Below are 24685 nucleotides of genomic sequence, written 5' to 3' on the forward strand. Positions count from 1 at the left end.
AAGGAGGTGGTTCGGCTAATGACGGAAATCCGGACACGCGAGGTGACTGCGGGCTAGCGGCCCGCCGTCGTACTCAGTTCGGCGCCGGACCAGCGCGTGAGACAAGCGCGCAGCCGGCCAATCCAACGCAGTCACCCGACCCGCGAGCTCGCCGGTAAGTCCGGCCGGCTCCCTCCTCGGAGGGGACCAGAGCTCGCGGGTCGTCTGCGTTCTGCGGCCGCGCTCTGTGCGCGTAAGGGCTCAGTGGGCGATGTCCCCGTAGCCCTCGATTTCGCGCGGGTCGCGCGTGCCGGGACCCACATAGCGCGCGGACGGCCGTACGAGGCGGCCCGTGCCCTTCTGTTCCAGGATGTGCGCGGACCAGCCTGCCGTGCGGGCGCAGGTGAACATGGACGTGAACATGTGGGCCGGGACCTCGGCGAAGTCGAGGACGATGGCGGCCCAGAACTCGACGTTGGTCGCGAGGACGCGGTCGGGGCGGCGGGCGTGGAGTTCCGCGAGGGCGGCCTTTTCCAGGGCTTCGGCGATTTCGAAGCGGGGGGCGCCGAGTTCGCGGGCGGTGCGGCGGAGGACTCGGGCGCGGGGGTCCTCGGCGCGGTAGACGCGGTGGCCGAAGCCCATGAGGCGTTCGCCCTTGTCGAGGGCCTGGCGTACGTAGGCTTCGGCGTTCCCGGTGCGTTCGATCTCCTCGATCATGCCGAGTACGCGGGAGGGGGCGCCGCCGTGGAGGGGGCCGGACATGGCGCCGACCGCGCCGGAGAGTGCCGCCGCCACGTCTGCGCCGGTGGAGGCGATGACGCGGGCGGTGAAGGTCGAGGCGTTCATGCCGTGTTCGGCCGCCGACGTCCAGTAGGCGTCGACCGCGGCCACGTGCTTGGGGTCGGGTTCGCCGCGCCAGCGGATCATGAAGCGTTCGACGACGGACTGGGCCTTGTCGATCTCGCGCTGGGGCACCATGGGCAGGCCCTGGCCGCGGGCGGACTGGGCGACGTAGGAGAGGGCCATGACGGCGGCGCGGGCGAGGTCCTCGCGGGCCTGCTGTTCGTCGATGTCCAGCAGGGGTTTCAGGCCCCAGACCGGTGCAAGCATGGCGAGGGCCGACTGGACGTCCACGCGGATGTCGCCGGAGTGGACGGGGATCGGGAAGGGCTCGGCGGGCGGCAGGCCGGGGTTGAATGCGCCGTCGACGAGCAGCCCCCAGACGTTTCCGAACGAGACGTGGCCGACCAGATCCTCGATGTCGACGCCCCGGTATCGCAGGGCGCCGCCCTCCTTGTCCGGTTCGGCGATCTCCGTCTCGAAAGCGACGACTCCCTCGAGTCCGGGTACGAAGTCGGACATCAGGCGGCTCCTCATGATGTGTGCGACGGATGGCGCTGCGGGGTTTGCGTTTGGGGTTGCCAGGTGTGCGGACGTCAGTGATGGGCGGGTTGCCGACGTGCGGTTCCACGGTCGCTGGTGGACTCGCGGTCCGTACGTACGTGCGTACCCCGGTGATGCCCGCTGCGGCGGGTGCTCACCCGCTTCGGGCACAGGACGATATCCCTTGGTGCCACCTTTGGGGAGAGTTCGCGGCACTCAGTGCCACGTGTGACGAAGCACACGCCCGCCGGGGACTCCTCGGTGTGCGGCGATCGGGATACGGCAAGATGACCGCGTGACCGACCATGACCCCGTCCTCGACCCGGCCCTGATGCGCAAGCAGTACCGGGCCGAGGGACTCGACGAGTCCGAGCTGGCCGACCACCCGATGGGGCAGTTCGCGCACTGGTTCAGGCAGGCGGCGAAGGCCGCGGCGCAGGGCGCTGTGTACGAGCCGAACGCCATGGTCGTGTCCACGGTGGACGCGGAGGGCCGGCCGAGTTCGCGCACGGTGCTGCTGAAGCAGTACGACGAGCGGGGCTTCGTCTTCTACACGAACTACGAGTCCCGCAAGGCGCGCGACCTGGCGGAGAACGCGTACGTCTCGCTGCTGTTCCCCTGGCATGCGCTGGCCCGCCAGGTCGTCGTCGGCGGTGTCGCACGGCGTACGGGTCGCGACGAGACGGCCGCGTACTTCCGGACTCGCCCGCACGGCTCCCAGCTCGGCGCCTGGGCCAGCGCGCAGTCCACGGTGGTCTCTTCGCGGGCCGAGCTCGACGCGGCGTACGCGGAGTTGGCGGCGCGTTACCCGGAGGGCGAGCAGGTCCCGGTGCCGCCGAACTGGGGCGGTTTCCGTGTGGAGCCGCGGACGGTGGAGTTCTGGCAGGGGCGCGAGAACCGGCTGCACGACCGTCTGCGCTATGTCGCGACCTCCGACGGCGGGTGGCGGGTGGAGCGGCTCAGTCCCTGAGCGGTCGGGGCCGGTGTGCGGGAAGGGGTCCGTGCGCGGTCAGTCGAGCACGCCGCCCAGGATTTCCCCCCACTGCGCGACGACCCGCTCCCGCCTCGCCCCGTCGCCCGTGAGCAGGTTCGCGAGGCCCAGGCCTCGGGCCATGTCCAGCAGGCCTTGGACGGTTTCGCGGACGCCGGGGCGGGATTCGTCAGCGCCGAGCAGTTCCACGGCGATGTGGTGGGTTTCACGGCCCACGCGGGCCTCCAGCTCCGTGACGCGGGGGCGGAGCTGGTCCTCGTTGGAGGCGGCGACCCAGAGGTGGAGGGCGGCGCGGAACAGTGGGCCCGTGTAGAGGTCGACCAGGGCGCACACGACTGCGTGGCGGTCAGCGGGGCCGTCGGGGAAGAGGGCGCGCAGGGCGGTGGAGCGCTGTTCGGCCACGTACTCGACTGCTGCCGTGAAGAGGTCTTCGCGGGTCGGGAAGTGGTGCTGGGCGGCGCCGCGTGAGACGCCGGCGCGTTCGGCGACGACGGAGACCGTGGAGCCCGCCCAGCCGTGTTCGGCGAGGCAGGCCACGGCGGCCTCCAGCAGGCGCTGCCGGGTGGCGCGGCTGCGGTCCTGCTTGGGGGCGCGGTCCACGAGCCCGGCGTTCACAGCACCCATGCGGGATCCCGTCGTTCGAGGAAGGCCGTCATGCCCTCGCGGGCGTCGGCGGAGGCGAACAGGCGGGCCGAGAGCCCTGCCAGTTCGCCGGCGTCCCGGTGGAAGGACTCCAGCACCTTAGCCGTGAGCAGCCGCTTGGTCTCCCGCAGCCCTTGGGGGGAGGCACGGCGCAGGCCGTCGAGGACGGGTTCGAGCACCTCGTCGACGTCGCTGCCGACCGCCGTGAGCAGGCCGATGCGTGCCGCTTCGGTGGATCCGAACTCCTCGCCGGTGAGGTAGTAGCGGGCCAGGGCGCGCGGGTCGGTGCGGGGCAGAAGCGGCAGGGAGATGACGGCGGGCGCGACGCCGATGCGTACCTCGGTGAAGGCGAACGTGGCTTCGGCGGAGGCGGCCGCGATGTCGCAGGCGCCGAGCAGGCCGAGGCCGCCCGCGCGTACGTGCCCGGTGACGCGGGCCACTACGGGTTTGTACAGCTCGATGATCTGCCTCAGCAGCCGGACGAGCGCTTTCGGCTCCGGAGGGTCGCGGAGGTCGGCGCCCGCGCAGAACGTGTTCCCGGTGTGAGTGAGGACGACGGCGCGTACGTCGCCGTCCTTGCCGCACTGCTTCAGCGCGTCCGCCAGTTCGTCGACGAGGGCGGCCGACAGGGCGTTGCGGTTGGCCGGTGAGTCGAGGGTGAGGGTGGTGATGCCGCGCTCGTGCGACCGGCGCACCAGGGTCATGCGCGCTCCCTTGGTTCCTGGCGCAGGACTGCGTACTCGCTGCGGAACATGGTTCCTCCTCGCGCGGATGACACAGCGACATGCTGGTCAGTACGACTTGGGCAGGCCCAGGGTCTGGTGGGAGACGTAGTTGAGAATCATCTCCCGGCTCACCGGCGCGATACGAGCCACGCGCGCGGCTGTTATCAACGAGGCGAGCCCGTACTCGCGCGTGAGTCCGTTGCCGCCGAGGGTGTGCACCGCCTGGTCGACGGCTTTCACACAGGCCTCGCCTGCCGCGTACTTCGCCATGTTGGCGGCCTCTCCGGCGGCGGTGTCGTCGCCCGCGTCGTACAGGGCGGCGGCCTTCTGCATCATCAGGCGGGCGAGTTCGAGGTCGATGTGCGCCTGGGCGAGGGGGTGCGCGATGGCCTGGTGGGCGCCGATGGGCTCCTTCCACACGGTGCGCTCGCGGGCGTATTCGACCGCCCTGGAGAGCGCGTAGCGGCCCATGCCGATCGCGAACGCGGCCGTCATGATGCGCTCCGGGTTGAGGCCTGCGAAGAGCTGGAGCAGGCCGGCGTCCTCGTCTCCGACGAGGGCGTCCGCGGGCAGGCGTACGTCGTCGAGGGTAAGCTCGAACTGGTACTCCGTGGTGTGGAGTTCCATGTCGATGCGGCGGTGTTCAAAGCCGGGGGCTTCGCGCGGGACGATGAACAGGCAGGGCTTGAGCCTGCCCGTGCGGGCGTCCTCCGTGCGGCCGACGATGAGGGTGGCGTCGGCCTTGTCCACGCCGGAGATGAAGACCTTGCGGCCGGTGAGGAGCCAGTCGGTGCCGTCGCGGCGGGCTGTGGTGGTGAGGCGGTGGCTGTTGGAACCGGCGTCTGGTTCGGTGATGCCGAAGGCCATGAGGCGAGAGCCGTCTGCCAGGCCTGGGAGCCATTCCTGTTTCTGGGTGTCGGTGCCGAAGCGGGCGATTACCGTGCCGCAGATCGCCGGCGACACGATCATCATGAGCAGGGGGCAGCCTGCGGCTCCCAACTCCTCCAGGACTATGGAGAGTTCGGATATGCCGCCGCCTCCGCCTCCGTATTCCTCGGGGAGGTTGACTCCTAGGTAGCCGAGTTTGGCTGTTTCCGACCAGAGTTCGTCGGGGGCGTGGGTGCGGCCGTGGCGTTTGCCCAGGGCTGCGACCGCTGCTCGCAGGGCTGTGTGTTCTTCGGTTTCCACGATGGGGGGCATGGGGCTCCTCAGGGCTCGTTGTCCTGGACCACCGCCAGCAAGGTGCCGACCTCTACCTGCTGGCCTGGAGTTGCGTGCAGGGCGCTGAGCGTCCCTGAGGCGGGGGCTGAGATCCTGTGTTCCATCTTCATTGCCTCCAGCCAGATGAGGGGCTCTCCTGCCCGTACAGGGGATCCCTCGGTGAGGCCCTCGGCGACCCGTACGACCGTGCCCGGCATCGGTGCGAGCAGGGAGCCCGGCTCTTGCTGGGCCGTGGGGTCGGGGAAGCGGGGCAGGGCCGTGAGCGCGGTGCTGTTCACGTACACCTCGTCGCCGTACCTCGTCACCTCGAAGTGCCGCCGTACGCCGTCTACTTCGAGTACCACCAGGTCGGTGGCCGTGTGCATGACGCGTACCCCGTCAGCGGTCAGGCCGTCCCGCGTGTGCCGGTAGCGGACCTCGTGCTCGGTGCCGGTCGCCTCGTCGCGGTAGCGCTTGAGCTGAGGCTGCGAGGGGAGGTTGCGCCAGCCGCCGAAGCGGGAGCGGCCGTGGGCGTCGGCGAGGGCGGCTGCCAGGGCAACTAGAGGTGGTCGCGCAGCAACTCCGTTGAGGGCGGTGGTGGGAGACGGGTGGGCGTACGGGTCGCCCGACCCAAGGCTGGTCAGCTCCGTCAGGTGCCGGTCGTAGAAGCCCGTGTCCATGCGGGCCGTCGCGAACTCCGGGTGCCTGAGCGAGCGTACGAGGAGGTCCCTGTTGGTGACCGGACCGTGGATCGTCGCCCTCTCCAGGGCGCCCGCGAGCTTGCGCAGGGCCTCCGTGCGCGTGGGGGCGTAGGCGACGGCCTTGGCGAGCATCGGGTCGTAGTGGACGCCGATCTCGTCGCCGTCCGAGTAGCCGGTGTCCAGGCGGACGTCGGGGACGGTGAGGCGGTGCAGGGTGCCGGTCTGCGGGGTCCAGCCGTTCGCCGGGTCCTCTGCGTAGAGGCGGGCCTCGACGGCGTGGCCACGCGCGCGTGGAGGGTCGCTTTCGAGGGGTGCGCCTTCGGCGACCCGGATCTGGAGGGCCACCAGGTCGATCCCGAACACCGCCTCCGTGACGGGGTGTTCGACCTGGAGGCGGGTGTTCATCTCCAAGAAGTGCGCCGTGCCGTCGGCGACGAGGAACTCGACCGTGCCCGCGCCCGCATAGTCGACCGCACGGGCCGCCCGTACGGCCATCGCGTACAAGGAGTCGGTCAGTTCGGAGGTCAAACCCGGGGCCGGGGCTTCCTCGATCACCTTCTGGTGGCGGCGCTGGAGGGAGCAGTCTCGGGTGCCGAGCGGCCACACCGTGCCGTGCGTGTCGGCCAGGATCTGCACCTCGACGTGCCGGCCGCCCTCCACATAGGGCTCGACGAAGACCTCGCCGTCTCCGAAGGCGCTCTGGGCCTCTGCCCGCGCTGCCGCCAACTCGCCTTCCAGATCGGCGAGTCGGCGTACGACGCGCATGCCGCGCCCGCCTCCGCCCGCGGTGGCCTTCACCAGGACGGGCAGATCGCCCTCCTTGATGTCGGCCATCGACGCGAGCCCCATCAGCTCCTTGGCACGTGTCTTGGAGGCCATCGCCTCGATCGCCTCAGGGTGCGGGCCGATCCAGAGGAGGCCCGCGTCGAGGACGGCTCGCGCGAAGTCGGCGTTCTCGGAGAGGAAGCCGTACCCGGGGTGCACGGCGTCCGCGCCCGTGCTCAGCGCCGCCTTCACGATCAGCTCGCCGCGCAGATACGTCTCCGAAGGCGCCGCACCGGGGAGCCGTACCGCCGCGTCGGCCACGCGCGTGTGGAGGGCGTTTTCGTCGGCGTCCGAGTACACGGCGACCGTTCGGATTCCCAACTCACGGCAGGTGCGGAAGACTCGGCAGGCGATCTCGCCCCGGTTGGCGACCAGCACACTGGAAATCACGGGTGTTCCCCCCTCACATCCGGAAGACGCCGAAGCCACCGCGTACGCCCTCATAGGGAGCCGTGTGGATCGCGGACAGGCACAGGCCGAGGACGGTGCGGGTGTCGCGCGGGTCGATGACCCCGTCGTCGTACAGCCGCCCGGACAGGAACTTCGGCAGGGACTCGGCTTCGATCTGCTGCTCCACCATGGCGCGCAGCGCCGCGTCGCCCTCCTCGTCGTACGGCCGGCCCTTGGCGGCGGCCGACTGCCGGGCCACGATCGACAGGACCCCTGCCAGCTGCTGAGGCCCCATGACGGCCGACTTGGCGCTGGGCCAGGCGAACAGGAAACGCGGGTCGTACGCGCGCCCGCACATCCCGTAGTGACCGGCCCCGTACGAGGCCCCCATGAGCACGGAGAGGTGCGGGACCGTCGAGTTGGACACCGCGTTGATCATCATCGCGCCGTGCTTGATGATGCCGCCCTGCTCGTACTCCTTGCCGACCATGTAGCCGGTGGTGTTGTGCAGGAACAGCAGCGGGATGTCGCGCTGGTTGGCGAGCTGGATGAACTGGGCCGCCTTCTGGGACTCCTCGCTGAACAGCACCCCTTGGGCGTTGGCCAGCACGCCCACCGGATAGCCGTGGAGCGTGGCCCATCCGGTGGTGAGGCTCGTCCCGTAGAGCGGCTTGAACTCGTCGAAGTCGGAGCCGTCGACGATGCGGGCGACGACCTCGCGCGGGTCGAAGGGCACCTTCAGGTCGCCGGGGACGATCCCCAGGAGCTCGTCCTCGTCGTATTTGGGGGACGCGGCGGGCCCGGGATCCTCGTACGCCTTGCGGTGGTTGAGGCGGGCGATCACGCGGCGCGCCTGGCGCAGGGCGTCCGGTTCGTCGACCGCGAAGTGGTCCGCGAGACCCGACACGCGCGCGTGCATCTCGGCGCCGCCCAGGGACTCGTCGTCGCTCTCCTCGCCGGTGGCCATCTTCACCAGGGGCGGCCCGCCGAGGAAAACCTTCGCCCTCTCCTTGACCATGATCACGTGGTCGGACATACCCGGGATGTACGCGCCTCCGGCGGTCGAGTTCCCGAAGACGACCGCCACGGTCGGGATCCCGGCGGCGGACAGCCGGGTGAGGTCGCGGAAAATCGCTCCCCCCGGGATGAAGATCTCCTTCTGGGAGGGCAGATCGGCGCCACCCGACTCGACCAGGCTGATGCACGGCAGCCGGTTGGCGAGGGCGATGTCATTCGCCCGCAGCGCCTTCTTCAGGCTCCATGGGTTGCTGGCTCCGCCGCGTACGGTCGGGTCGTTCGCGGTGATCAGGCACTCCACGCCCTCGACGACGCCGATCCCGGTGACGAGCGAGGCGCCGACGGTGTACTCACTCCCCCACCCCGCCAGCGGGCTGAGTTCCAGGAAGGGCGTGTCCGGGTCGAGGAGCAGCTCGATGCGTTCGCGGGCGAGCAGCTTGCCGCGCTCGCGGTGCCGGGTGACGTACTTCTCGCCGCCGCCCGCGAGGGCCTTCGCGTGCTCGGCGTCGAGTTCGGCGAGCTTGGCGAGCATGGCTTCGCGGTTGGCTGTGTAGTCGGGGCCGGCCGTGTCGAGCGCGGACGCCAGGACGGTCACAGCAGTACCTCCGGGATGTCCAGGTGACGGGAGCGGAGCCATTCGCCGAGGGCCTTGGCCTGCGGGTCGAAACGGTGCTGTGAGGCGACGCCCTCGCCGAGGAGTCCCTCGACGACGAAGTTCAGGGCGCGGAGGTTGGGCAGTACGTACCGTACGACGGTCAAGTCGGCGGCTTCCGGGAGGAGTTCGCGGAACCGGTCGACGGTGAGGGTGTGCGCGAGCCAGCGCCAGGCGTCATGCGTGGAGGCCCACACTCCGACGTTCGCATCGCCGCCCTTGTCACCGCTACGGGCGCCGACGACGCGCCCGAGCGGCACCCGCCGCACCCGGCCGTCAGGCAACGGCTCGGGCAGCAACGGCTGTTCGCCGGGACCAGCGAGCGCGCGAGTACGGGCCGGCGGATCGATGCGTACGCGACTGCCGTCGGGCAGTACAGCTGTGTGCTCGACAGCGCCCTGCTCGACGTAAGCGGCCTCGAACACCCCGTACGGGCTGCCCTTCCCGGGCGGCGCCGTGACATGGAATCCCGGATAACTGGCCAGCGCCAGCTCGACCGCGGCCCCGCTCAGCGCACGCCCCACCACCTCCGGATCGGCGTCTCGCACCACGAGCCTGAGCAGCGCGCTCGCGGTCTCCTCGGTCGGGGCGTCGGTCCGGTCGGTGCGGACCAGCTCCCAACTCACCTCGGCGGGACGGGACTTGGCCTCGGAGAGGGCGGCTTCCATCTGGTCCCGTACGAGGGCCGCCTTCTGCTCGATCTCAAGTCCCGTGAGCACGAAGACGACTTCGTTGCGGAAGCCGCCGAGACGGTTGAGGCCGACTTTGAGGGTGGGCGGCGGCGGCTCGCCGCGTACGCCGTCGATGCGCACCCGGTCAGGGCCCGCCCCGGTGAGCCGTACGGAGTCGAGCCGGGCGGTGACGTCGGGCCCCGCGTACCGGGCGGCGCCCGTCTCGTACAGCAGCTGCGCCGTGACCGTGCCGACGTCCACGACGCCACCGGTGCCGTCGTGCTTGGTGATGACGCTGGAGCCATCCTCGTGAAGTTCGGCGAGCGGGAACCCGGGGTGGAGGAAGGTGCTCCGGTGATGGTCGGTGAAGTGGGCGTAGTTGCCGCCGGTGGCCTGCGTCCCGCACTCCAGGACGTGCCCGGCGACGACGGCCCCCGCGAGCCGGTCGTGGTCGTCCTGCCGCCAGCCGAAGTGGGCGGCGGCGGGCCCGCTGACCAGCGCGGCGTCGGTGACACGGCCCGTGACGACGATGTCGGCGCCCGCGTGCAGACAGGCGGCGATGCCGAAGCCGCCGAGGTAGGCGTGGGCGGCGAGGCGCCCCGGACAGCGGGGGGTGAGGTCGTCGCCTTCGACGTGGGCGACGCGTGACGGAATGCCGAGACGGCCGGCCAACTCCCTTACGGCGTCGGCGAGTCCGGCCGGGTTGAGACCACCGGCGTTGGCGACGATGCGTACGCCTCTCTCGTGCGCGAGCCCGAGGCACTCCTCCAGCTGGCGCAGGAAGGTGCGGGCATACCCGGCACCGGGGTCTCTTTGCCGATCCCGTCCCAGGATGAGCATGGTGAGTTCGGCGAGGTAGTCGCCGGTGAGGACGTCCAGGGGACCGCCGGTGAGCATCTCGCGCATCGCGTCGAAACGGTCGCCGTAGAACCCCGAGGCGTTGCCGATGCGGAGGGGCGGGGCCTTTTCCGAGCTCGTTTCCGGGCTCGCTTCCGGGCTCACCCCGTGGCTCCCTTGGGTTCGCGCCCCGCGCCCGGCGGTCCCGCGAAGGCTTGGGCGATGTCCAGCCACCGGTCCGCGTCCGGCCCTTCGGCATGCACGGCGAGGTCGGCGCGGTGGGCCCGCCGGGTCACCAGCAGGCAGAAGTCGAGCGCGGGCCCGGTGACGCGCTGGGGTGCGTCTTCGGGGCCGTACGCCCATACGTCGTCCCCCGAGGGCGCCACGAGCTCGACGCGGAACTCCTCCTCCGGCGCGCTCATCCCCCGTACGGAGAAGGCGAAGTCGCGGGCCCGGACGCCGATGCGTACGACGTGGCGGAGGCGGTTGGTGGGCTTGCGTACGGCGCCGAGCGCGTCGGCGATGTCCTGCCCGTGAGCCCACGTTTCCATGATCCGCCCGGTGGCCATGGAGGCGGTGGACATCGGCGGCCCGAACCAGGCGAAGCGCGCGCCGGTCGGTGCCGCTCGCAGTGCGACCTGGAGGAGCGCCCGGCCCTTACGCCACCGCGCGAGCAGCTCGGCGGGCGGGAGTCCGGCACCCTCCTCTGCCCCCTCGTCCACGAAGGTGTCCGAGGAGACGAAGGCCTTCTGCACTTCCCTCGCGAAGGCCTCCGGGTCGGTCACCGCGAGCTGTGCGGCCCGGTCGGTCCAGGCGAGGTGCGCGATCTGGTGGGCGACGCTCCAGCCGGGTGCGGGCGTCGCACGCGCCCACTGCTCCTCGCTCAACTCCCTCACGATCCGGTCGAGTTCGTCGCTCTCCTCGCGCAGGTCGTCGAGTACGGGCGTGGGGTCGGACACGGGGCGCTCCCTGAGGGGACGGCGGTGTGCGGCGGGCGCGGTGTGTCCTGGAGCATGGCAGCGGTCGCAAAAACAAGCAAGCGTGCTTGGAAATTTTCTCGGTGTGGTGCCGCCGACAGGTCCGAAGACCCACGAGGGCCCGCACGCGTGTGGCGTGCGGGCCCTCGTACTCTGCGCCGTTCCCGTCCGTCAGACCGGGCGGTGCTCCGCGCTGATCTCACCGATGCCCGTGCTCAGCGACGGGCAGGCCGCGACCGCCTGTGCACCCGCGCCGGGATCCAGGCGGACCCACTCGCTGGAGACGTCGGCCGCCCAGCCGCAGACGAGGTTCACGCGGAACTCGACCGGGCCGGCGGTGTTGTTGTCGCAGAAGGCGTAGCCCTCCAGGTCGTCGCTCTCGCTGATGCCGGTGCTGCAGTTCACGTCCTGGGCCTGAACGTCCCCCGCGTCCTGCGCCACCGCGGCGGGCCCGGCGAGACCGAGCGTGGCGACGGCTCCGGCGGCAACGGCGAGGAGGGAAAGGCTCTTTCGCATGGTGATCCACCCCGTGATGTGGTCGGCGTTTGCTTCGGTTTGCTTCTTTCGCGCATGCGGTCACATGCACTTCCGACACGACGGGGGCCGTTCCCTCGTATGACACCCACACCTGTGGCGCGCGTCACAGATATGGGTATCGATGGGCGTCGATGGGCGTCGTACGACGGCTCAGGTGACGTTCCGGGCCTTCCCCCGCCCGACCTGGGTCCGCACCGCGCCCATGCTCGCCCCGATGACCAGGCCGATCGCGAGGGACTCCGTCACGGTGAGGGTCTGACTGAGGACGAGGAAACCGGCGAGGGCGGCGACGGCCGGTTCGAGGCTCATCATGATCGCGAAGGTGGAGGCGGGCAGACGGCGCAGGGCGAGGAGTTCGAGCGTGTACGGGAGGACGGAGGAGAGCACCGCGACGGCGGCGCCCAGGGCGATCGTGGTCGGGTTCAGGAGCTTCGCTCCCGACTCGACGATGCCCAGCGGGAGGAACAGCACCGCCCCGATCGCCATGGCCAGCGCGAGCCCGTCGGCCTGGGGGAACCGGCGGCCCGTACGCGCGCTGAAGATGATGTACGCGGCCCACATGGCCCCCGCGGACAGGGCGAACGCGACGCCGACCGGATCCAGCGTGCTGAAGCCCCCGCCACCGAGAAGGAAGACGCCGGCGAGGGCAAGACCGGCCCAGACGAGGTTGATCGCGCGACGTGAGGCCAGGACGGAGAGCGCGAGGGGGCCGAGCACTTCGAGGGTGACGGCGGCGCCGAGCGGAATGCGGGCGGCCGCCTGGTAGAAGAGCCCGTTCATGGCGGCCATGGTGATCCCGAAGAGGACGACGGTCCCCCAGTCTGCCCGCGAATGCCCGCGCAGCCGGGGCCGGCAGACGACGAGCAACACGACGGCGGCGACCACAAGCCGCAGGCTCACCACGCCGAGCGCCCCGGCCCGCGACATCAGACTCACGGCAAGCGCCCCACCGAATTGAACGGACACGCCTCCGGCGAGCACCAGCCCGACGGGGCCGAGGGAGCCCCATCCGCGCCTCGGGCCCGGTCCACCTCCGGGCGCCGCGACGACCTCCGGCTGCGTGGCGGCGCCCACGGCCGCGTCAGCTGACGGGGACCGGTCTGCGCGGGGGAGATTCACGGGGGCCTTCCAAGACGACGAACCGTTCATCATGCTGCACTTCAACGTACACAGTAATGGACTACGCAAGGAGCGTAAACCCACTTAGCAGCTTACGAACGACGTCAACCGGAGCCGGGTGGCCTTGTACGCCGACCTGGCGCCCTACGCTCCGGCCTCTTCGGAGGGCTTCGCGGGCTGCTCGGCGACGAAGGAGCCGAGGCCCGGCTCCGTATACGTCAGCCCTTCCTCGCGCAGCGCGCTGAGAACCTTGTGCGCAGTCGCGTTGGCGATCCCGAACTCCGCGGTGAGCTGGACAACGGACGGGACACGCGTGCGCGGCGGATAGGTGCCGTCGGCGATCCGGCCGCGCACCACCTCGGCCACCTGGCGCCAGCGGGGGATGTCGGGAACAAATTCGATCACCGCTCCAGCATGCGCATGCCTAGGCTTCTACGCGATACAGGGAATACGTAGAACACCTAGCATGCCTAGCGTGCCTCGAGTACGGTGAGGCCATGAAGAAACCCCCGCGACGGGAGCAAGCCGTCCGGAGGCGCGGCCACCAGCTGAATCGGAGCTGACGACATGACCGACCTTATCCACCGCATCACCGCCTGGGTGAGCCTCCTGTTCATCCCACGCGGAGCGCACCGCGTACGCCCGCCCCATCCCGCACCCACCACTGTCCCGCCGCAGCCAGAGGCCGTGCAGCTCCCGGCCCACCGAAGCCCGTACGGGCTGGACACCCCGCTCGACGCCACCGCGACCAGGCCCGTACGCCCGTACGTGATCGCCCACGAACAGCGGTGGCGGCGTCGTGAACTGGCCCTGGCCACCCTGGGGTTGGATGCGCCCGGCCCGTACTGGATCCACGGAGTGGAGGTCGCCTGATGGGACAGGAGTCACCGCAGCCACAGCTGGCGCGTGAGGGGCGCCTGCTGCCCTGGTCCGGTGCCGGAGGCAAGCCCTGCTACCTGCTCACCGACGAGTGCGGCGGACCCGTGTCCCGCCTGGCCGACGTCACTGAGTCCATCCAACTCGGCATGGGCACACAACTCCTTGCCCACGCCCACGCCATGCTCCCGGACACCCCGCCGGGCGACCTCCGCTTCCTCGCCGAGCGGCTGACCGAGGCCCTCCGCGACGCACTCCGGGTCGCCGAAAGCCGCGGCCGACGGTTGAACCACCTGAACTGAGCGCGACGGAACCCCGGCGCGAGATGAACACGCCGGGGTTCGACTGCAGGCTCAGACCGGGTCGGCCAGGTTCAGTAGCGCGTGGGGAACAGTTGCAGCCTGGCCTTGCTGCCGGAGACCGACTTCACCCAGATCTTCAGGTTGTTGAACTGGACGACGCCGCCGGGGCTGGTGCTGCCGGTGAGTGCCCCGCCGGCGGCCGACATGCGCACGGATCGGGAGCTGATGGACGTGATCTTCAACTTCCCGAACCCGAACTTGCTGCTGTTGACCTTGATGGTCTTGGGCGCCGACACGCTGCCCTGGCACCGCCCGTCGTAGCAGGGCCCGTTGGCGGCAGACGCGGCCGGTGCCATCAGGCCGAAGCCCAGCGCGCCCGCCGTGGTCAGCGTCAAGGCAGTCTTCGCGGCTCGCCGGCTCATACCCGTACTCATCAGTGGACCTCCTGCTTTGAAGGTGGGAATCCGCCCGGCAGTTCTAACCCGCGGGCCTGGGGACCCCTCCCGAGGAGGCATACCTGCTCGCCATGACGTCAGGCCGGCTTCGCCTCACCGGCCGGGGGCACTGCCGGGCCGTTCGGGCCGGACACCGCGCCGAGTTGGGTGAGGCCGTCGAGAACGTCCGTACAGGTCCAGTACTCGACGAACTTGCCGTCGGCCACGCGCAGGACATCGTGGCCGCTGAACGCGATTTTGGTGCCGGTCGGCGCCGTGGCGTGGGCGAGGCCACCCGCATAAGTGGCACGCATGGTCCACCGGGCCGCGATCAGGTCACCGTCGACGATCGGCCCGACGTCCACGGTGACGGTGATGTCGCCGAACGCCGCCCTGGTCTGCTCGATCTCTGGGAGCAGCCGAGCGGGGCCTGTCGTCGACTCGGAGTCGCTGCCGTCCGGTCGCGCCTGGTGAACGACGAAGTCGGGAGCGAGGATCTCGCCGGCCTGGCTGAAGTCGCCGCGCCACAGCTCGGCCCAGCGGCCGTACAGCTCGCGAAGCCGGGCAGGGGCCAGTGTGCTCACAACGCTCTCCCTCGGTTATTATTTGTGCCACACATAATCTGCGTGACGCAGATAAATTAGGAGGGGTGTCAGGGCATGTCAAACCGGAATCGTGCGGAACTGCTCGCGGCCGTCACCGCCGCCGCCCGGCGGCAGCACGCCGCCTACACCCTGTTCAATCAGGCCTTGGCCGACCGGCTCGCACTGCATCCGACGGACCTGCAATGTGTGAGCCTCCTCGGCCTCGAACCCGAACCGCTCAGCACAGGCCAGATTGCGAAGCTGACAGGCTTGACGTCGGGTTCGGCCACCCGGCTCGTGGATCGGCTGGAGCGGGCCGGCCTCGTCGAAAGAAGAACCGACCCGCACGACCGGCGGAAAACCCTGGTCTCGCTGAGCCCCCAGCGCGGCCCGGAACTCGAGGCCGCCTGGAAGGCGCCCGGCAGCGCCTTCGCCGAGACGCTCGATGAGTTCACCGACGAGGAGCTCGCCGTGATCGAGCGGTACCTGTGGCGCACCACCCAGGTGGGCGACGAACATGCCGCGCGATCGCAGATGCACTAACCAAAAGAGGCCGCCCTGACGGTCCACCGCACAACCTCAGCATGAGGTGGGAGGGGCTCACCGCCTGACGGCAGTGCGGGCCTCGGACCCACCCTTCCGTTCGTGCCCGAGTCGTGAAGGCGACTCCCGAACCTTCCCAGTACGATCACGAACTCCCATATAGTGACCGCTAGTTGAGCACCAGGTGTCGCTTCCCGCCCAGGACACGACCGAGGACACGATTCATGACCGCGCCCATCCCCCCAGCGCGCCCGAGCACAGATCGACCGTCCCTCGCGCACCCCAGAGGCGAACGTCCCAGCCTGCGTGCCGTCGCGCCCGCGCCGCTGATCACCGCCGTACCGGCCGCCCTCGCCGTCGTCGGGGCGGTCGTCGCGGCCCCCGAGTCGTTCCGCGTGCCTCTCGCGTGCGGTGCGGGCGCCGCCGCCCTGCTGTTATGCGCGGTCGTCGCCTTCGCGAGCCACGCCACGCAGAAGGCGCGCCTGTTACGCCGCCGCCTCGAAGCCGTCACCGACGACGCCCGGCGGCTTCTTCAGGAACGGGCGCGTATCGCCGAGGAGTCCACGCGCGAACAGGACCGGCTCACCGAGGAGTTCGAGCGTGAACGCGTACACGAGGCTGATCAGTTCACCCAGGAGAAGACGCGCCTGAGTGCCGAACTCGCCCAGGAGCGCGCCCGCCTCGGCGCGGAGAACGCCCGTCTGGCCGAGGAGTTGCGCCGGACCAGGACCGAGGGCGGCGCCGCCGTCTCGGCCGCCGCCAACGCCGCCGGGCGGATGCAGGCCCTGGCCACGAGCATGCTCGCCGATCTGCGGGCCATGGAGGAGAAGCACTCCGACGAGGACGTACTCACCGACCTCCTCCACCTCGACCACCGCACCGCGCAGGCGGGCCGTCTCGCGGACTCCGTCGCCGTCCTCGCGGGAGCGCGTTCGGGGCGCCGCTGGGCGCGGCCCATCGTCATGGAGTCGATCCTGCGCGGCGCGATGGGCCGGATCGGCGGCTACCAGCGCGTGCGCCTCCACTCGGCCAGCGAGGCCGCGGTCGCCGGGCACGCCGCCGAAGGCGTGATGCACGCGCTCGCCGAACTCTTCGACAACGCCGCGAACTTCTCGCCGCCCACTGCCGAAGTGCACGTCTACGTCGAGGAAGTGCCGGCCGGCGTCATCGTCTCCGTCGAGGACGCGGGCCTGATCATGGGCGACGTACAGCTGCGCCGCGCCGAACGCGCCGTCGCCGGGCTGCACGCCGGGCTCGGCGGCCTCACCGGCACCCGCCTCGGCCTCGCCGTCGTCGGCCGCCTCGCCCGCAAGTACGGGCTGAAGATCTCCTTCCGCCCCTCCGCGCGCGGCGGCACGGGCGTCCTCGTCCTCATCCCCCAGGACATCCTCGCCGACCCGGCCGCCCCCGAGCCCGCACCCGCCCTGCCGCGGACCAGGCCCGGGTGCCAGGTTCAGTCCCAGGCCCAGGCTCCAGGGGCGTACCGCCTCACCGGACCCGCCGCCCCGGAATCCGCACCCGCCTCGCCGCGGACTACGCCAGGGCTCCCGTTCCCGGTCTCGGCCCACACTCCGGAGTCGTACGCCACTGCCCGCGCCCTCCCCGACCTGGACCCGGAGCCCGTCCCCACCCACGAGTCCCCAGAACGCACCGGCGAGAGCGAGACCGGGAACGGCAGCGGCGGTGGCGGCGAGCGCGACACCACCAGCGGCCTCCCCAAACGCCGCCGAGGCCGCACCCTCGCCGAAGCCCAAGCCGCAGCGGCAGCCGCATCCGAGGCTGACGTCGAACGCGCCCGCCCCGCAGCCGTCGCCCCCTCGCCCCGCCCCACCCACGCCGAAAGCGCCCGCATCCGCGCCGCCCGCTTCGGCACCTTCCGTCAGGCCGTACGGGGCACGGCAGCGGACGAGGCCGTACGAGCCGATGCCGCCGATCACGTCGTACGAGACACCACGCCCGTCACCGAGCCGACCGCGACCCCCCAAGCCCCCGCCCACGCGACCCCCCACCCGGAAGGCGACCCCACCCCATGACCGGCACCACCGCGACCGCGACCGTGACCGCCGACGAGAAGCTCAGCTGGCTCATCGAGGGCCTGCTGGAACGCACTTCGGGCGCCCGGCACGCGCTCGTGCTCTCCCGTGACGGGCTGAAGCTGTGCCGTACGGGAGGGCTCACCGCGGACCAGGCCGACCAACTCGCCGCGATCGCCGCCGGGATCCAGTCGCTGACGCACGGAGCGTCCATGGAGTTCGGGGACGGCAGCGGAGGCATCCGGTCGGCGATGGCCGAGTTCTACGGCGGGGTCCTGTTCATCGTCGAGGCGGGCTCGGGCGTACACCTCGCCGTGGTCACCGACGAAGAGGCGGACGCCGGGGTCGTCGGGCACAACATGAGCGAGTTCGTGGAACAGCTCGGCGGACATCTGAGCGCGCTGCCGCGTACGTCATGAGCCGCCCGGGCAGGGACGACGCGCCCGACCGGCTCTACACGCTCACCGGAGGGCGCAGCCGGTCCGCGCCCGACATCCCGTTCGACCTGGTCACGCTGATCGTCGCCGAGTGCGATCCGGCGCCGGGCATGCAGTCCGAGCACGCGGCGATCCTGCGGCTGTGCGAGCGGCCGACGGCGGTCGTGGAGCTCGCCGCCGAGCTGCGGCTGCCGCTGAGCATCACCCGGATCCTGCTCTCCGACCTCCTCGCCGTGGGCCGCGTCCGCGCCCGCCATCCGCGCCGGGGCGATGCGGGCGGCGCCCCCGATCCCGACGTACTGGAGCAGGTGCTCGTTGGACTCCGAAACCTCTGAAACCTCAAAAACCTCTGAAATAGCCCCCGGAACCCCGGGAACCTCTGCGACGGAACCCGTTGCCCTCGGCGGGCACCGGTTCCAGACCGAACCCGCCGCGCTGTACCGGGAGTTGCGGCGCGAGCACGGTGCGGTGGCGCCGGTGCTGCTCGACGGTGACGTACCGGCGTGGCTCGTTCTCGGCTACCGCGAGCTGCACCAGGTCACCGGTGATCCCGTGCTGTTCAGCCGGGACTCCGACCTGTGGAGCCAGTGGCCGCGCATCCCCGACGACTGGCCGCTGCTGCCGATGATCGGCCGTAAGCAGCCGTCGATCCTCTACACGGTCGGCGAGCGGCACCGCGAGCGCGCCGCGATGATCAGCGACGCGCTGGAAGCCGTCGACGCCTACGAACTGCGGAGCCACGCCGAGAAGTTCGCCGACGAGCTGATCGACGCGATCTGCGCCAAGGGCGAGACGGACATCGTCGCGGACTACGCGATGCCGCTGCCCGTGCGCCTACTGGCGACCCTGTACGGGTTCGCCGAAGAGCAGGGGCCCGGTCTGGTCACCGCCCTCAACGACATGATCAACGGGCGCGAGAACGCCCTCGCGGGGCAGCGGCATCTCGCCACGTCCATGGCGCGCCTGGTCGCGGACCGGGCGGCGCGGCCCGCGGACGACGTCGTGAGCCGCATGCTGGCCGACGGCTCGGACTTCACGTACGAGGAGATCACCCAGGACCTGATGGTGATGATGGCCGCGGGCCATCAGCCGACGGCGGACTGGATCGGCAACTCGTTGCGGCTGATGCTCACGGACGACCGTTTCGCGGCCTCGCTGTTCGGCGGCCGGCACAGTGTCGCCGAGGCCATGAACGAAGTGCTGTGGGAGGACACCCCCACCCAGAACGTGGCCGGGCGCTGGGCCTCCCGCGACACCCAGCTCGGCGGTCGCCGTATCCGCGCGGGCGATCTGCTGCTGCTCGGCCTCCAGGCCGCCAACAGCGACCCGCAGGTACGCGTCGACGGCTCCGCCCTCACCGGCGGCAACAGCGCGCACTTCTCCTTCGGCCACGGCGAGCACCGCTGCCCGTTCCCGGCCCAGGAGGTCGCCGAGGTGATCGCGCGTACGGGCATCGAGGTGATCCTCGACCGGCTGCCCGACCTCGACCTGGCCGTACCGGCCGACTCGCTCACGCGCCGCCCGTCGCCGTGGCTGCGGGGCCTGACGGAACTGCCGGTGAGATTTACGCCGAGGCACGCACTGGGCGGCAGCACGCTCTGACCGTCACAGCCACTGCAAGCGCCGTACGAACCGACCGCCGTACGACCGACCTTGGAGGCCTCTGCCCATGACCAGCGAGACGAGCCCGGCCCGTATCGCCCTCGATCCCTTCGTCAGCGACCTGGACGGCGAGAGTGCCCGGCTGCGTGCCGCGGGGCCGCTCGCCGCGGTGGAGTTGCCGGGTGGTGTTCCGGTGTGGGCGGTCACGCATCACGCCGAGGCCAGGCAACTCCTCACCGATCCACGGCTGGTGAAGGACATCAATGTCTGGGGCGCCTGGCAGCGCGGCGAGATCCCGCCGGACTGGCCGCTGATCGGGCTGGCGAACCCCGGCCGTTCGATGCTCACCGTGGACGGTGCGGAGCATCGCCGGATGCGTACGCTCGTCGCGCAAGCGCTCACGCCGCGGCGCGTGGAGCGGATGCGGGAGCGGATCACCAAGCTGACGACCGACCTCCTCGACGCGCTTCCCCACGGCGCCGGCGCCCCCGAAGTCGTCGACCTGAAGGCGGCGTTCGCGTACCCGCTTCCCATGTACGTCATCGCGGACCTCATGGGCATGGACGACTCCCGACTCCCCCGTCTCAAGGAGCTGTTCGAGAAGTTCTTCTCGACCCAGACGCCGCCGGAGGAGGTCATCGCCACACTGACCGAGCTGGCGGGGATCATGGCGGAGACGGTCGCGACGAAACGCTCCGCTCCCGGCGACGATCTGACCAGTGCGCTGATCCTCGCCTCCGAGGACGGTGACCGTCTCACCGACGAGGAGATCGTCTCGACGCTGCAGTTGATGGTGGCGGCCGGTCACGAGACGACGATCTCGCTCATCGTCAACGCGGTCGTGAACCTGTCCACGCATCCCGAGCAGCGCGAGCTGGTGCTGGCCGGTGCGGCCGACTGGTCGTCGGTGATCGAGGAGACCCTGCGCTGGTCGACGCCCACGTCTCACGTCCTGATCCGTTTCGCGACTCAGGACGTCCCGGTCGGCGACAAGGTCCTCCCGGCGGGCGACGCCCTGATCGTCTCGTACGCCGCGATCGGCCGCGACGAGAAGGCCCACGGCCCTTCGGCCGGTGACTTCGACATCACACGCGTCCCGGAGAACCGCCACATCTCCTTCGGCCACATCTCCTTCGGCCACGGCCCGCACGTCTGCCCCGGCGCGGCGCTGTCCCGCCTGGAGGCGGCGGTCGCGCTGCCCGCGCTGTACGCCCGTTTCCCGGAGCTCGACCTGGCGGTCCCGGCGACGGAACTCCGCAACAAGCCGGTGGTGACGCAGAACGATTTGTTCGAGCTGCCGGTGCGGTTGGATGGCTGAGGGCTTCGCCGACTAACGCCGCATCTGATCCTCGATGGCGTCGAAGATGTCGGCATCCGTCTCACGCTGCCACTCGGGCAGGTCGGCGTAATCGGCGACGTATCCGGGCTTCGGGTCTTCGATGTGCTTGTGGATTTGAGCGATCCAGCAGGTTGCGATGAAGTGGCCGCGCTGCTCGCGGGTGAGCTTCTGCGTCATGCCGCCGCTGATCTCGATGAACTGGCGTACTTGTTCGTACACCGCCGCAGCCGCTGACCTCTCCCAGTCCGGGGTGTCGTCCCAGGGGGTGATGTAGCCGGGCTTGGGCTCGCCGGGATAGTGCTTGATGACTCCGGCGATCCAAGCCTCGCGGAAGACGCGGCCGTTGTCGTTGCTCAAGATGCTTCCCTCTCGGCTGAGTCAGACGGCTGAAGCCAGCTCCGTGATCCGGTCATTGAGATCACTTACGCGTCGGTCAGGCAGGAATGGAGTGAGTCTCGGCTGCAAGCTACATAGCCTGCGTGCGACATAGCCTGATGCGCTCTGCTGGGCGAGATCAAGGGCGTCTCCGGCATAGCTGATGATCTGGTCCACATCGCGCCGCTGGGCTCCCAGGAGGGCAAGATCTGTCAGCACGCTTCCCCGGCGCCGCATGGACAGCTTCATCTTCAACGCCTCGGTCAGGGCTCCCTCTGCCAGGTCGAAGCGCCCGAGCCGCACAAAACAGGTACCGCGTTCCTCGGCGAGGCGGGAGCCGTCAAAGCGAAGCCAGCCGCCGTTGTGCATATCCCCGCTGAGGGCGTGGACTTCCGCAGCCTGGTCCAGAGCGCGCTTGCAGGCGTCCAAGTCCCCTATCCCGGCGTACGCCTCTGCCTGGACGGCTGCCACCCAGTGACGCGTGGACAAACTGGTGTCTCCACGTTCCGCGACAGCGCGAGCCAGTTCCAAGAGCGGAACGGTCTCCCGGTACTTCTGGTCGCCGTACAGGCCGACGAAGGCGTGCCGAGTCAGTGCGCAGGCCCAGAGATCAGGGTTACCCGCTTCCTTTGCGGCGCTTGCCGCGAGGGTGTAGCAGTGCGCGGCATCGGTGTAGTGACTGCCGTCGAACAGGACCTCCCCGGCGAGCTGGAACAGGTCCCCGGCCTCCTGGCACAACCGCTTACGGGTCGCCTCGGTGATGGCACCGTGCAGGGCGGTGGCCAGCTCGGCGGCCTGGTCGCGTACGAGGGGGTACACGGATCGTTTCGAGGGCACCAGCGAATACACCTTCCACAGGTGCTCGTTCATCGGCCGGTAGCCGTGACTACGGTCTGCGGCGTCCGCCGGGGCAGGCAACGCCGTGGCTGTCGCCGTCACGGTCATCAACTGGAGGAAGTCTCGTCGGATCACGTCGTCAAGGTCACCCCCCTTCGTCTCCATTACCCCCCTGGGCAAGGCTGGCTCTGGATGCAACAGCTTGTCCAGCTCTGAAGGGGTCACCTTGAGCAGGCCGGCCAGCTTGGGCCACAAAAACGCCTGAGGGTCCGTCTCGCCGCGTTCCCACCGGCCAATGGAGGTGCGGTCCACGCCAAGCAGTTCAGCCAGCTGCTCCTGACTGTAGCCGCACACCTTTCTGCGGCGGGCGAGCCGATCACGCCTGGCTCTCATAGCCAGACCTCCCGTGTGTGACGATGCAGCAGCTCACGGTAACGGATGCAGCCAACGTGCCGCACAACTGCGGCAGTTCTGCCGTGGTCCCTATCGGCGCATGGTCCTTCACTGGTCCTCATACCCGGTCCATCGTGAGGAGCAGCGGAGATGACCAGATCAGCCCCGATCAAGCCCGTCGTCATCGACGGCGAAGAGATCAAGAGGTGCCCCGGCTGCTCCTGCCTGGTGATCTGGGAAGACAAGACCGCACGGTGCGTTCACTGTCGGACGCCATTGACCGCCAACCAGCCCGAGGCGGCGCGCGAGGCCAGCGAGCCCTGAAGAACTGCCATCCGATGCCGGAGCCATGCCGTCCCGCACCGGATGGTGCATCACCTCGCCGCTCTCTCCCCAATCAGCGGGCGAAGCGCGACGACATCAACCCGGGAACCGAGAGAAACAGGAGAAGCAATGACGCACCTAGAGCAACAGACCGCGCTGGCGACCCAGATCGGCAGCCGCATCTTCACGGATGAACCGCTCTACCACGTACCGGAGTTGGCCGAGCGTTACGCCTACAAGAAGGATCCCGGCTCCAGCGACACCAACCACCAGTACGACTCCATCCGCGTCTGAACCAGGGCGGGACGGTGCGGGGCACTGCTCGCGCACCGTCCCGCCCGCGATCCTGGAGAGAGACCGTGTTGAAGCTGCAGATCAACCCGCAGAGCCTGGATGGGGCTTGGACATGGAACGGGAGTCGCCTCGAGTCCGGCAGGTCATGGATCGAACCCATCGCCCATCCCGCCCTGGACTGCCTAACCGTGGCCGACCGCTCGACGGGTACAACGTTCGTCACCGTCCGTGAACTCCCCTTGGACCGGGAGGACCACGGGCGACGGGCGGTGGTCGAACTTCCGACGGACGGATACCACCGCCTCCTGGACGAAGCCCGCCGATGGCCGCTCGACTTCCTCACCGTGGAGACCACCAGGACCGGCCAGGTATCCCTCAGTGCCGGAACCCACGGCACCGCACCCGTCTACCTCACCGCCAACGACGGGATGCTGTATGGCTCGTGGAACATGGCCGACGCCGTCCGCCACCTGCCAACCGTGGCCCTGGACGTAGTGGAAACCACCCGCCTACTGGCCCTGTGGTTCCGCTACACCCACCGCACCAGCTTCACCGGCCTGTACCGGCTCACCGAGCGAGCCACCGCCACCTTCGGCGGCGGCTCCCTCTCCTTTCGGATGCCCGAGGCAGCCCGCCACTCGACCGCCCGCGAACTCCGGCCGGACGCCGATGTCCTGGCCGCCTACGAGAAGCTGCTGGACGGAGTCCTGGACCGGCATATCTTCGTCCCGGACACCACCACCGCGCACCTGTCCGGCGGCATGGACTCGGCCGTCACCGGCACCCACGCCGCGCTCCGCCACCCCGGCCGTATCCTGGCCTCCGCCATGCTGCTGCCCGGCCCCGGCGGAGTGCAGCAACGCCGACGCCGCCAGGAGATGATCCGACGCGCCCAGTTCCGCGCGGACGTGACCACGGACGCTGATGCCCTCGCACCCCTGCACCCCACCGGACGCCGGGCGCTCGGCAGCTTCGTCAATCCATACGAGGAGCCGTACCAGGAGGCGACAGCCGCCCTGGTGGAAGTGCTCACCGCTCACGGAGTCCGCACGGTGATCACCGGTATCGGCGGTGACGAGATGCTGGCACTGACCCCAACCGAGGCCCCACACCTACCAGTCGGCCCAGCCCACCAGCCCACACCCTGGCTCGGGCCCGTCGCCCGCGAGGTTCTCCACGACGCCGAAGCCGACACCGCCCCGCCCTCGGTCGTCAACGAAATGACCCTGCTGGCGCTGGCCTCCGCCGCGCCGCTGCTGCTGGACGCGGGGATGTGGCCCATCCACCCCTTCGCCGACCCGGCCGTGATCCGCTTCGGTGAGTGGCTGCCCTGCGAATGGCGCTCGGACAAGACCCTGCACCGCAGGCGGCTCGCCCACCTCGGCCTGTCCGAAGACGTGGTGCGGCCTCGGCTCCCGGAGAACTTCACCCACGTCATGCACAAGGCCCTGCGCGACCACATCCCGGCGCACGCCGACCGCATCCTGAAAGACGGCTCTCCGCTCATCGACGCCAAGCTGATCGACCCCGACGCCTTCGCCGAAACTCTCCGCCGCATCCGCCAGGGCGCCATCCTGGAGACAGACGACCGGCTCGCCGACGTCATCGCCGCCGACCTCGCAGCCCGCAACGCCCGCTCGTGACCCGCCCTGGAGAGACACCGTGT

27 protein-coding genes are annotated in these 24685 nt (G+C 70.1%); 12 read left to right on the forward strand and 15 right to left on the reverse strand.

Annotated elements, in window-relative coordinates:
* Window positions 1–240: 240 nt before the first annotated feature.
* Window positions 241–1341, reverse strand: coding sequence for a citrate synthase 2 (locus ABD357_RS31195; protein WP_344394366.1), 1101 nt, complete (start codon window positions 1339–1341; stop codon window positions 241–243).
* Window positions 1342–1657: 316 nt separating this feature from the next.
* Between ABD357_RS31195 and pdxH the strand changes: the two genes are divergently transcribed.
* Window positions 1658–2332, forward strand: coding sequence for a pyridoxamine 5'-phosphate oxidase (gene pdxH, locus ABD357_RS31200; protein ID WP_344394367.1), 675 nt, complete (start codon window positions 1658–1660; stop codon window positions 2330–2332).
* Window positions 2333–2371: 39 nt separating this feature from the next.
* Here pdxH and ABD357_RS31205 read toward each other — a convergent pair whose 3' ends face one another.
* From ABD357_RS31205 to ABD357_RS31250, 10 genes are all read right to left on the reverse strand, one after another.
* Window positions 2372–2977: a TetR/AcrR family transcriptional regulator gene (locus ABD357_RS31205; RefSeq protein ID WP_344394368.1), complete on the reverse strand. Its 606-nt coding sequence runs from the start codon at window positions 2975–2977 to the stop codon at window positions 2372–2374.
* The gene (locus tag ABD357_RS31210) at window positions 2965–3699 is read right to left on the reverse strand and encodes an enoyl-CoA hydratase family protein (RefSeq protein WP_344394369.1); all 735 of its coding nucleotides are present in this window, start codon (window positions 3697–3699) and stop codon (window positions 2965–2967) included. Before ABD357_RS31210 ends, ABD357_RS31205 begins: the two co-directional genes overlap by 13 nt.
* Window positions 3700–3786: 87 nt before the next feature.
* Complete coding sequence (locus ABD357_RS31215) at window positions 3787–4920, reverse strand: acyl-CoA dehydrogenase family protein (protein ID WP_344394370.1); 1134 nt, start codon at window positions 4918–4920, stop codon at window positions 3787–3789.
* An 8-nt stretch (window positions 4921–4928) separates the two neighbouring features.
* On the reverse strand, window positions 4929–6836 hold the full coding sequence (locus ABD357_RS31220; RefSeq protein WP_344394371.1) for an acetyl/propionyl/methylcrotonyl-CoA carboxylase subunit alpha: 1908 nt from the start codon (window positions 6834–6836) through the stop codon (window positions 4929–4931).
* Window positions 6837–6849: 13 nt separating this feature from the next.
* Window positions 6850–8448: an acyl-CoA carboxylase subunit beta gene (locus ABD357_RS31225; protein ID WP_344394372.1), complete on the reverse strand. Its 1599-nt coding sequence runs from the start codon at window positions 8446–8448 to the stop codon at window positions 6850–6852.
* A complete protein-coding gene (locus ABD357_RS31230) occupies window positions 8445–10178 on the reverse strand; it encodes an acyclic terpene utilization AtuA family protein (RefSeq protein WP_344394373.1) in 1734 nt (577 codons plus the stop codon). Before ABD357_RS31230 ends, ABD357_RS31225 begins: the two co-directional genes overlap by 4 nt.
* Entirely contained in the window at window positions 10175–10972 is a 798-nt protein-coding gene (locus ABD357_RS31235; RefSeq protein ID WP_344394374.1) for a TIGR03084 family metal-binding protein, read from the reverse strand. The genes ABD357_RS31230 and ABD357_RS31235 overlap by 4 nt, the downstream gene beginning before the upstream one ends.
* A gap of 189 nt (window positions 10973–11161) precedes the next feature.
* Complete coding sequence (locus ABD357_RS31240) at window positions 11162–11506, reverse strand: hypothetical protein (protein ID WP_344394375.1); 345 nt, start codon at window positions 11504–11506, stop codon at window positions 11162–11164.
* Between the two features lie 171 nt (window positions 11507–11677).
* Window positions 11678–12646, reverse strand: a complete 969-nt coding sequence (locus ABD357_RS31245; protein WP_344394376.1) for an EamA family transporter — start codon at window positions 12644–12646, stop codon at window positions 11678–11680.
* Between the two features lie 144 nt (window positions 12647–12790).
* The gene (locus ABD357_RS31250; protein WP_344394377.1) at window positions 12791–13051 is read right to left on the reverse strand and encodes a GntR family transcriptional regulator; all 261 of its coding nucleotides are present in this window, start codon (window positions 13049–13051) and stop codon (window positions 12791–12793) included.
* A gap of 162 nt (window positions 13052–13213) precedes the next feature.
* On the opposite strand from ABD357_RS31250, the gene ABD357_RS31255 reads away from it, so the two are divergent.
* Both ABD357_RS31255 and ABD357_RS31260 read left to right on the forward strand, forming a co-directional pair.
* A complete protein-coding gene (locus ABD357_RS31255; protein WP_344394378.1) occupies window positions 13214–13519 on the forward strand; it encodes a hypothetical protein in 306 nt (101 codons plus the stop codon).
* The gene (locus ABD357_RS31260) at window positions 13519–13824 is read left to right on the forward strand and encodes a hypothetical protein (RefSeq protein ID WP_344394379.1); all 306 of its coding nucleotides are present in this window, start codon (window positions 13519–13521) and stop codon (window positions 13822–13824) included. The genes ABD357_RS31255 and ABD357_RS31260 overlap by 1 nt, the downstream gene beginning before the upstream one ends.
* A gap of 71 nt (window positions 13825–13895) precedes the next feature.
* Here ABD357_RS31260 and ABD357_RS31265 read toward each other — a convergent pair whose 3' ends face one another.
* Window positions 13896–14258 carry a hypothetical protein gene (locus ABD357_RS31265; RefSeq protein WP_344394380.1) on the reverse strand — a complete coding sequence of 121 codons (363 nt, stop codon included), beginning with the start codon at window positions 14256–14258 and terminating at the stop codon, window positions 13896–13898.
* A 98-nt stretch (window positions 14259–14356) separates the two neighbouring features.
* Window positions 14357–14842, reverse strand: coding sequence for an ester cyclase (locus tag ABD357_RS31270; RefSeq protein ID WP_344394381.1), 486 nt, complete (start codon window positions 14840–14842; stop codon window positions 14357–14359).
* A gap of 75 nt (window positions 14843–14917) precedes the next feature.
* Between ABD357_RS31270 and ABD357_RS31275 the strand changes: the two genes are divergently transcribed.
* From ABD357_RS31275 to ABD357_RS31300, 6 genes are all read left to right on the forward strand, one after another.
* On the forward strand, window positions 14918–15385 hold the full coding sequence (locus ABD357_RS31275; RefSeq protein ID WP_344394382.1) for a MarR family winged helix-turn-helix transcriptional regulator: 468 nt from the start codon (window positions 14918–14920) through the stop codon (window positions 15383–15385).
* A gap of 224 nt (window positions 15386–15609) precedes the next feature.
* Window positions 15610–17418, forward strand: a complete 1809-nt coding sequence (locus tag ABD357_RS31280) for an ATP-binding protein (protein ID WP_344394383.1) — start codon at window positions 15610–15612, stop codon at window positions 17416–17418.
* Window positions 17415–17837 (forward strand): roadblock/LC7 domain-containing protein, encoded by a 423-nt coding sequence (locus tag ABD357_RS31285; protein WP_344394384.1) that lies wholly within the window; start codon window positions 17415–17417, stop codon window positions 17835–17837. The genes ABD357_RS31280 and ABD357_RS31285 overlap by 4 nt, the downstream gene beginning before the upstream one ends.
* Window positions 17834–18190, forward strand: a complete 357-nt coding sequence (locus tag ABD357_RS31290; protein ID WP_344394385.1) for a DUF742 domain-containing protein — start codon at window positions 17834–17836, stop codon at window positions 18188–18190. The genes ABD357_RS31285 and ABD357_RS31290 overlap by 4 nt, the downstream gene beginning before the upstream one ends.
* Window positions 18171–19457 carry a cytochrome P450 gene (locus ABD357_RS31295; protein WP_425585080.1) on the forward strand — a complete coding sequence of 429 codons (1287 nt, stop codon included), beginning with the start codon at window positions 18171–18173 and terminating at the stop codon, window positions 19455–19457. Before ABD357_RS31290 ends, ABD357_RS31295 begins: the two co-directional genes overlap by 20 nt.
* Window positions 19458–19524: 67 nt before the next feature.
* On the forward strand, window positions 19525–20775 hold the full coding sequence (locus ABD357_RS31300; protein WP_344394386.1) for a cytochrome P450 family protein: 1251 nt from the start codon (window positions 19525–19527) through the stop codon (window positions 20773–20775).
* Window positions 20776–20787: 12 nt separating this feature from the next.
* On the opposite strand, the gene ABD357_RS31305 is transcribed toward ABD357_RS31300, so the two are convergent.
* Window positions 20788–21153: a hypothetical protein gene (locus tag ABD357_RS31305; RefSeq protein WP_344394387.1), complete on the reverse strand. Its 366-nt coding sequence runs from the start codon at window positions 21151–21153 to the stop codon at window positions 20788–20790.
* A gap of 21 nt (window positions 21154–21174) precedes the next feature.
* The gene (locus ABD357_RS31310) at window positions 21175–22401 is read right to left on the reverse strand and encodes a helix-turn-helix transcriptional regulator (protein WP_344394388.1); all 1227 of its coding nucleotides are present in this window, start codon (window positions 22399–22401) and stop codon (window positions 21175–21177) included.
* Window positions 22402–22551: 150 nt separating this feature from the next.
* On the opposite strand from ABD357_RS31310, the gene ABD357_RS31315 reads away from it, so the two are divergent.
* The 3 genes from ABD357_RS31315 to ABD357_RS31325 all read left to right on the forward strand — a co-directional run bounded on the left by ABD357_RS31315 (window position 22552) and on the right by ABD357_RS31325 (window position 24662).
* Complete coding sequence (locus ABD357_RS31315; RefSeq protein WP_344394389.1) at window positions 22552–22725, forward strand: hypothetical protein; 174 nt, start codon at window positions 22552–22554, stop codon at window positions 22723–22725.
* Window positions 22726–22854: 129 nt separating this feature from the next.
* Window positions 22855–23019, forward strand: a complete 165-nt coding sequence (locus tag ABD357_RS31320; RefSeq protein ID WP_344394390.1) for a hypothetical protein — start codon at window positions 22855–22857, stop codon at window positions 23017–23019.
* Between the two features lie 65 nt (window positions 23020–23084).
* Entirely contained in the window at window positions 23085–24662 is a 1578-nt protein-coding gene (locus ABD357_RS31325; RefSeq protein ID WP_344394391.1) for an asparagine synthase-related protein, read from the forward strand.
* Window positions 24663–24685 lie beyond the last annotated feature (23 nt).

This window comes from Streptomyces vastus, from assembly GCF_039532825.1.
Lineage (GTDB): Bacteria > Actinomycetota > Actinomycetes > Streptomycetales > Streptomycetaceae > Streptomyces > Streptomyces vastus.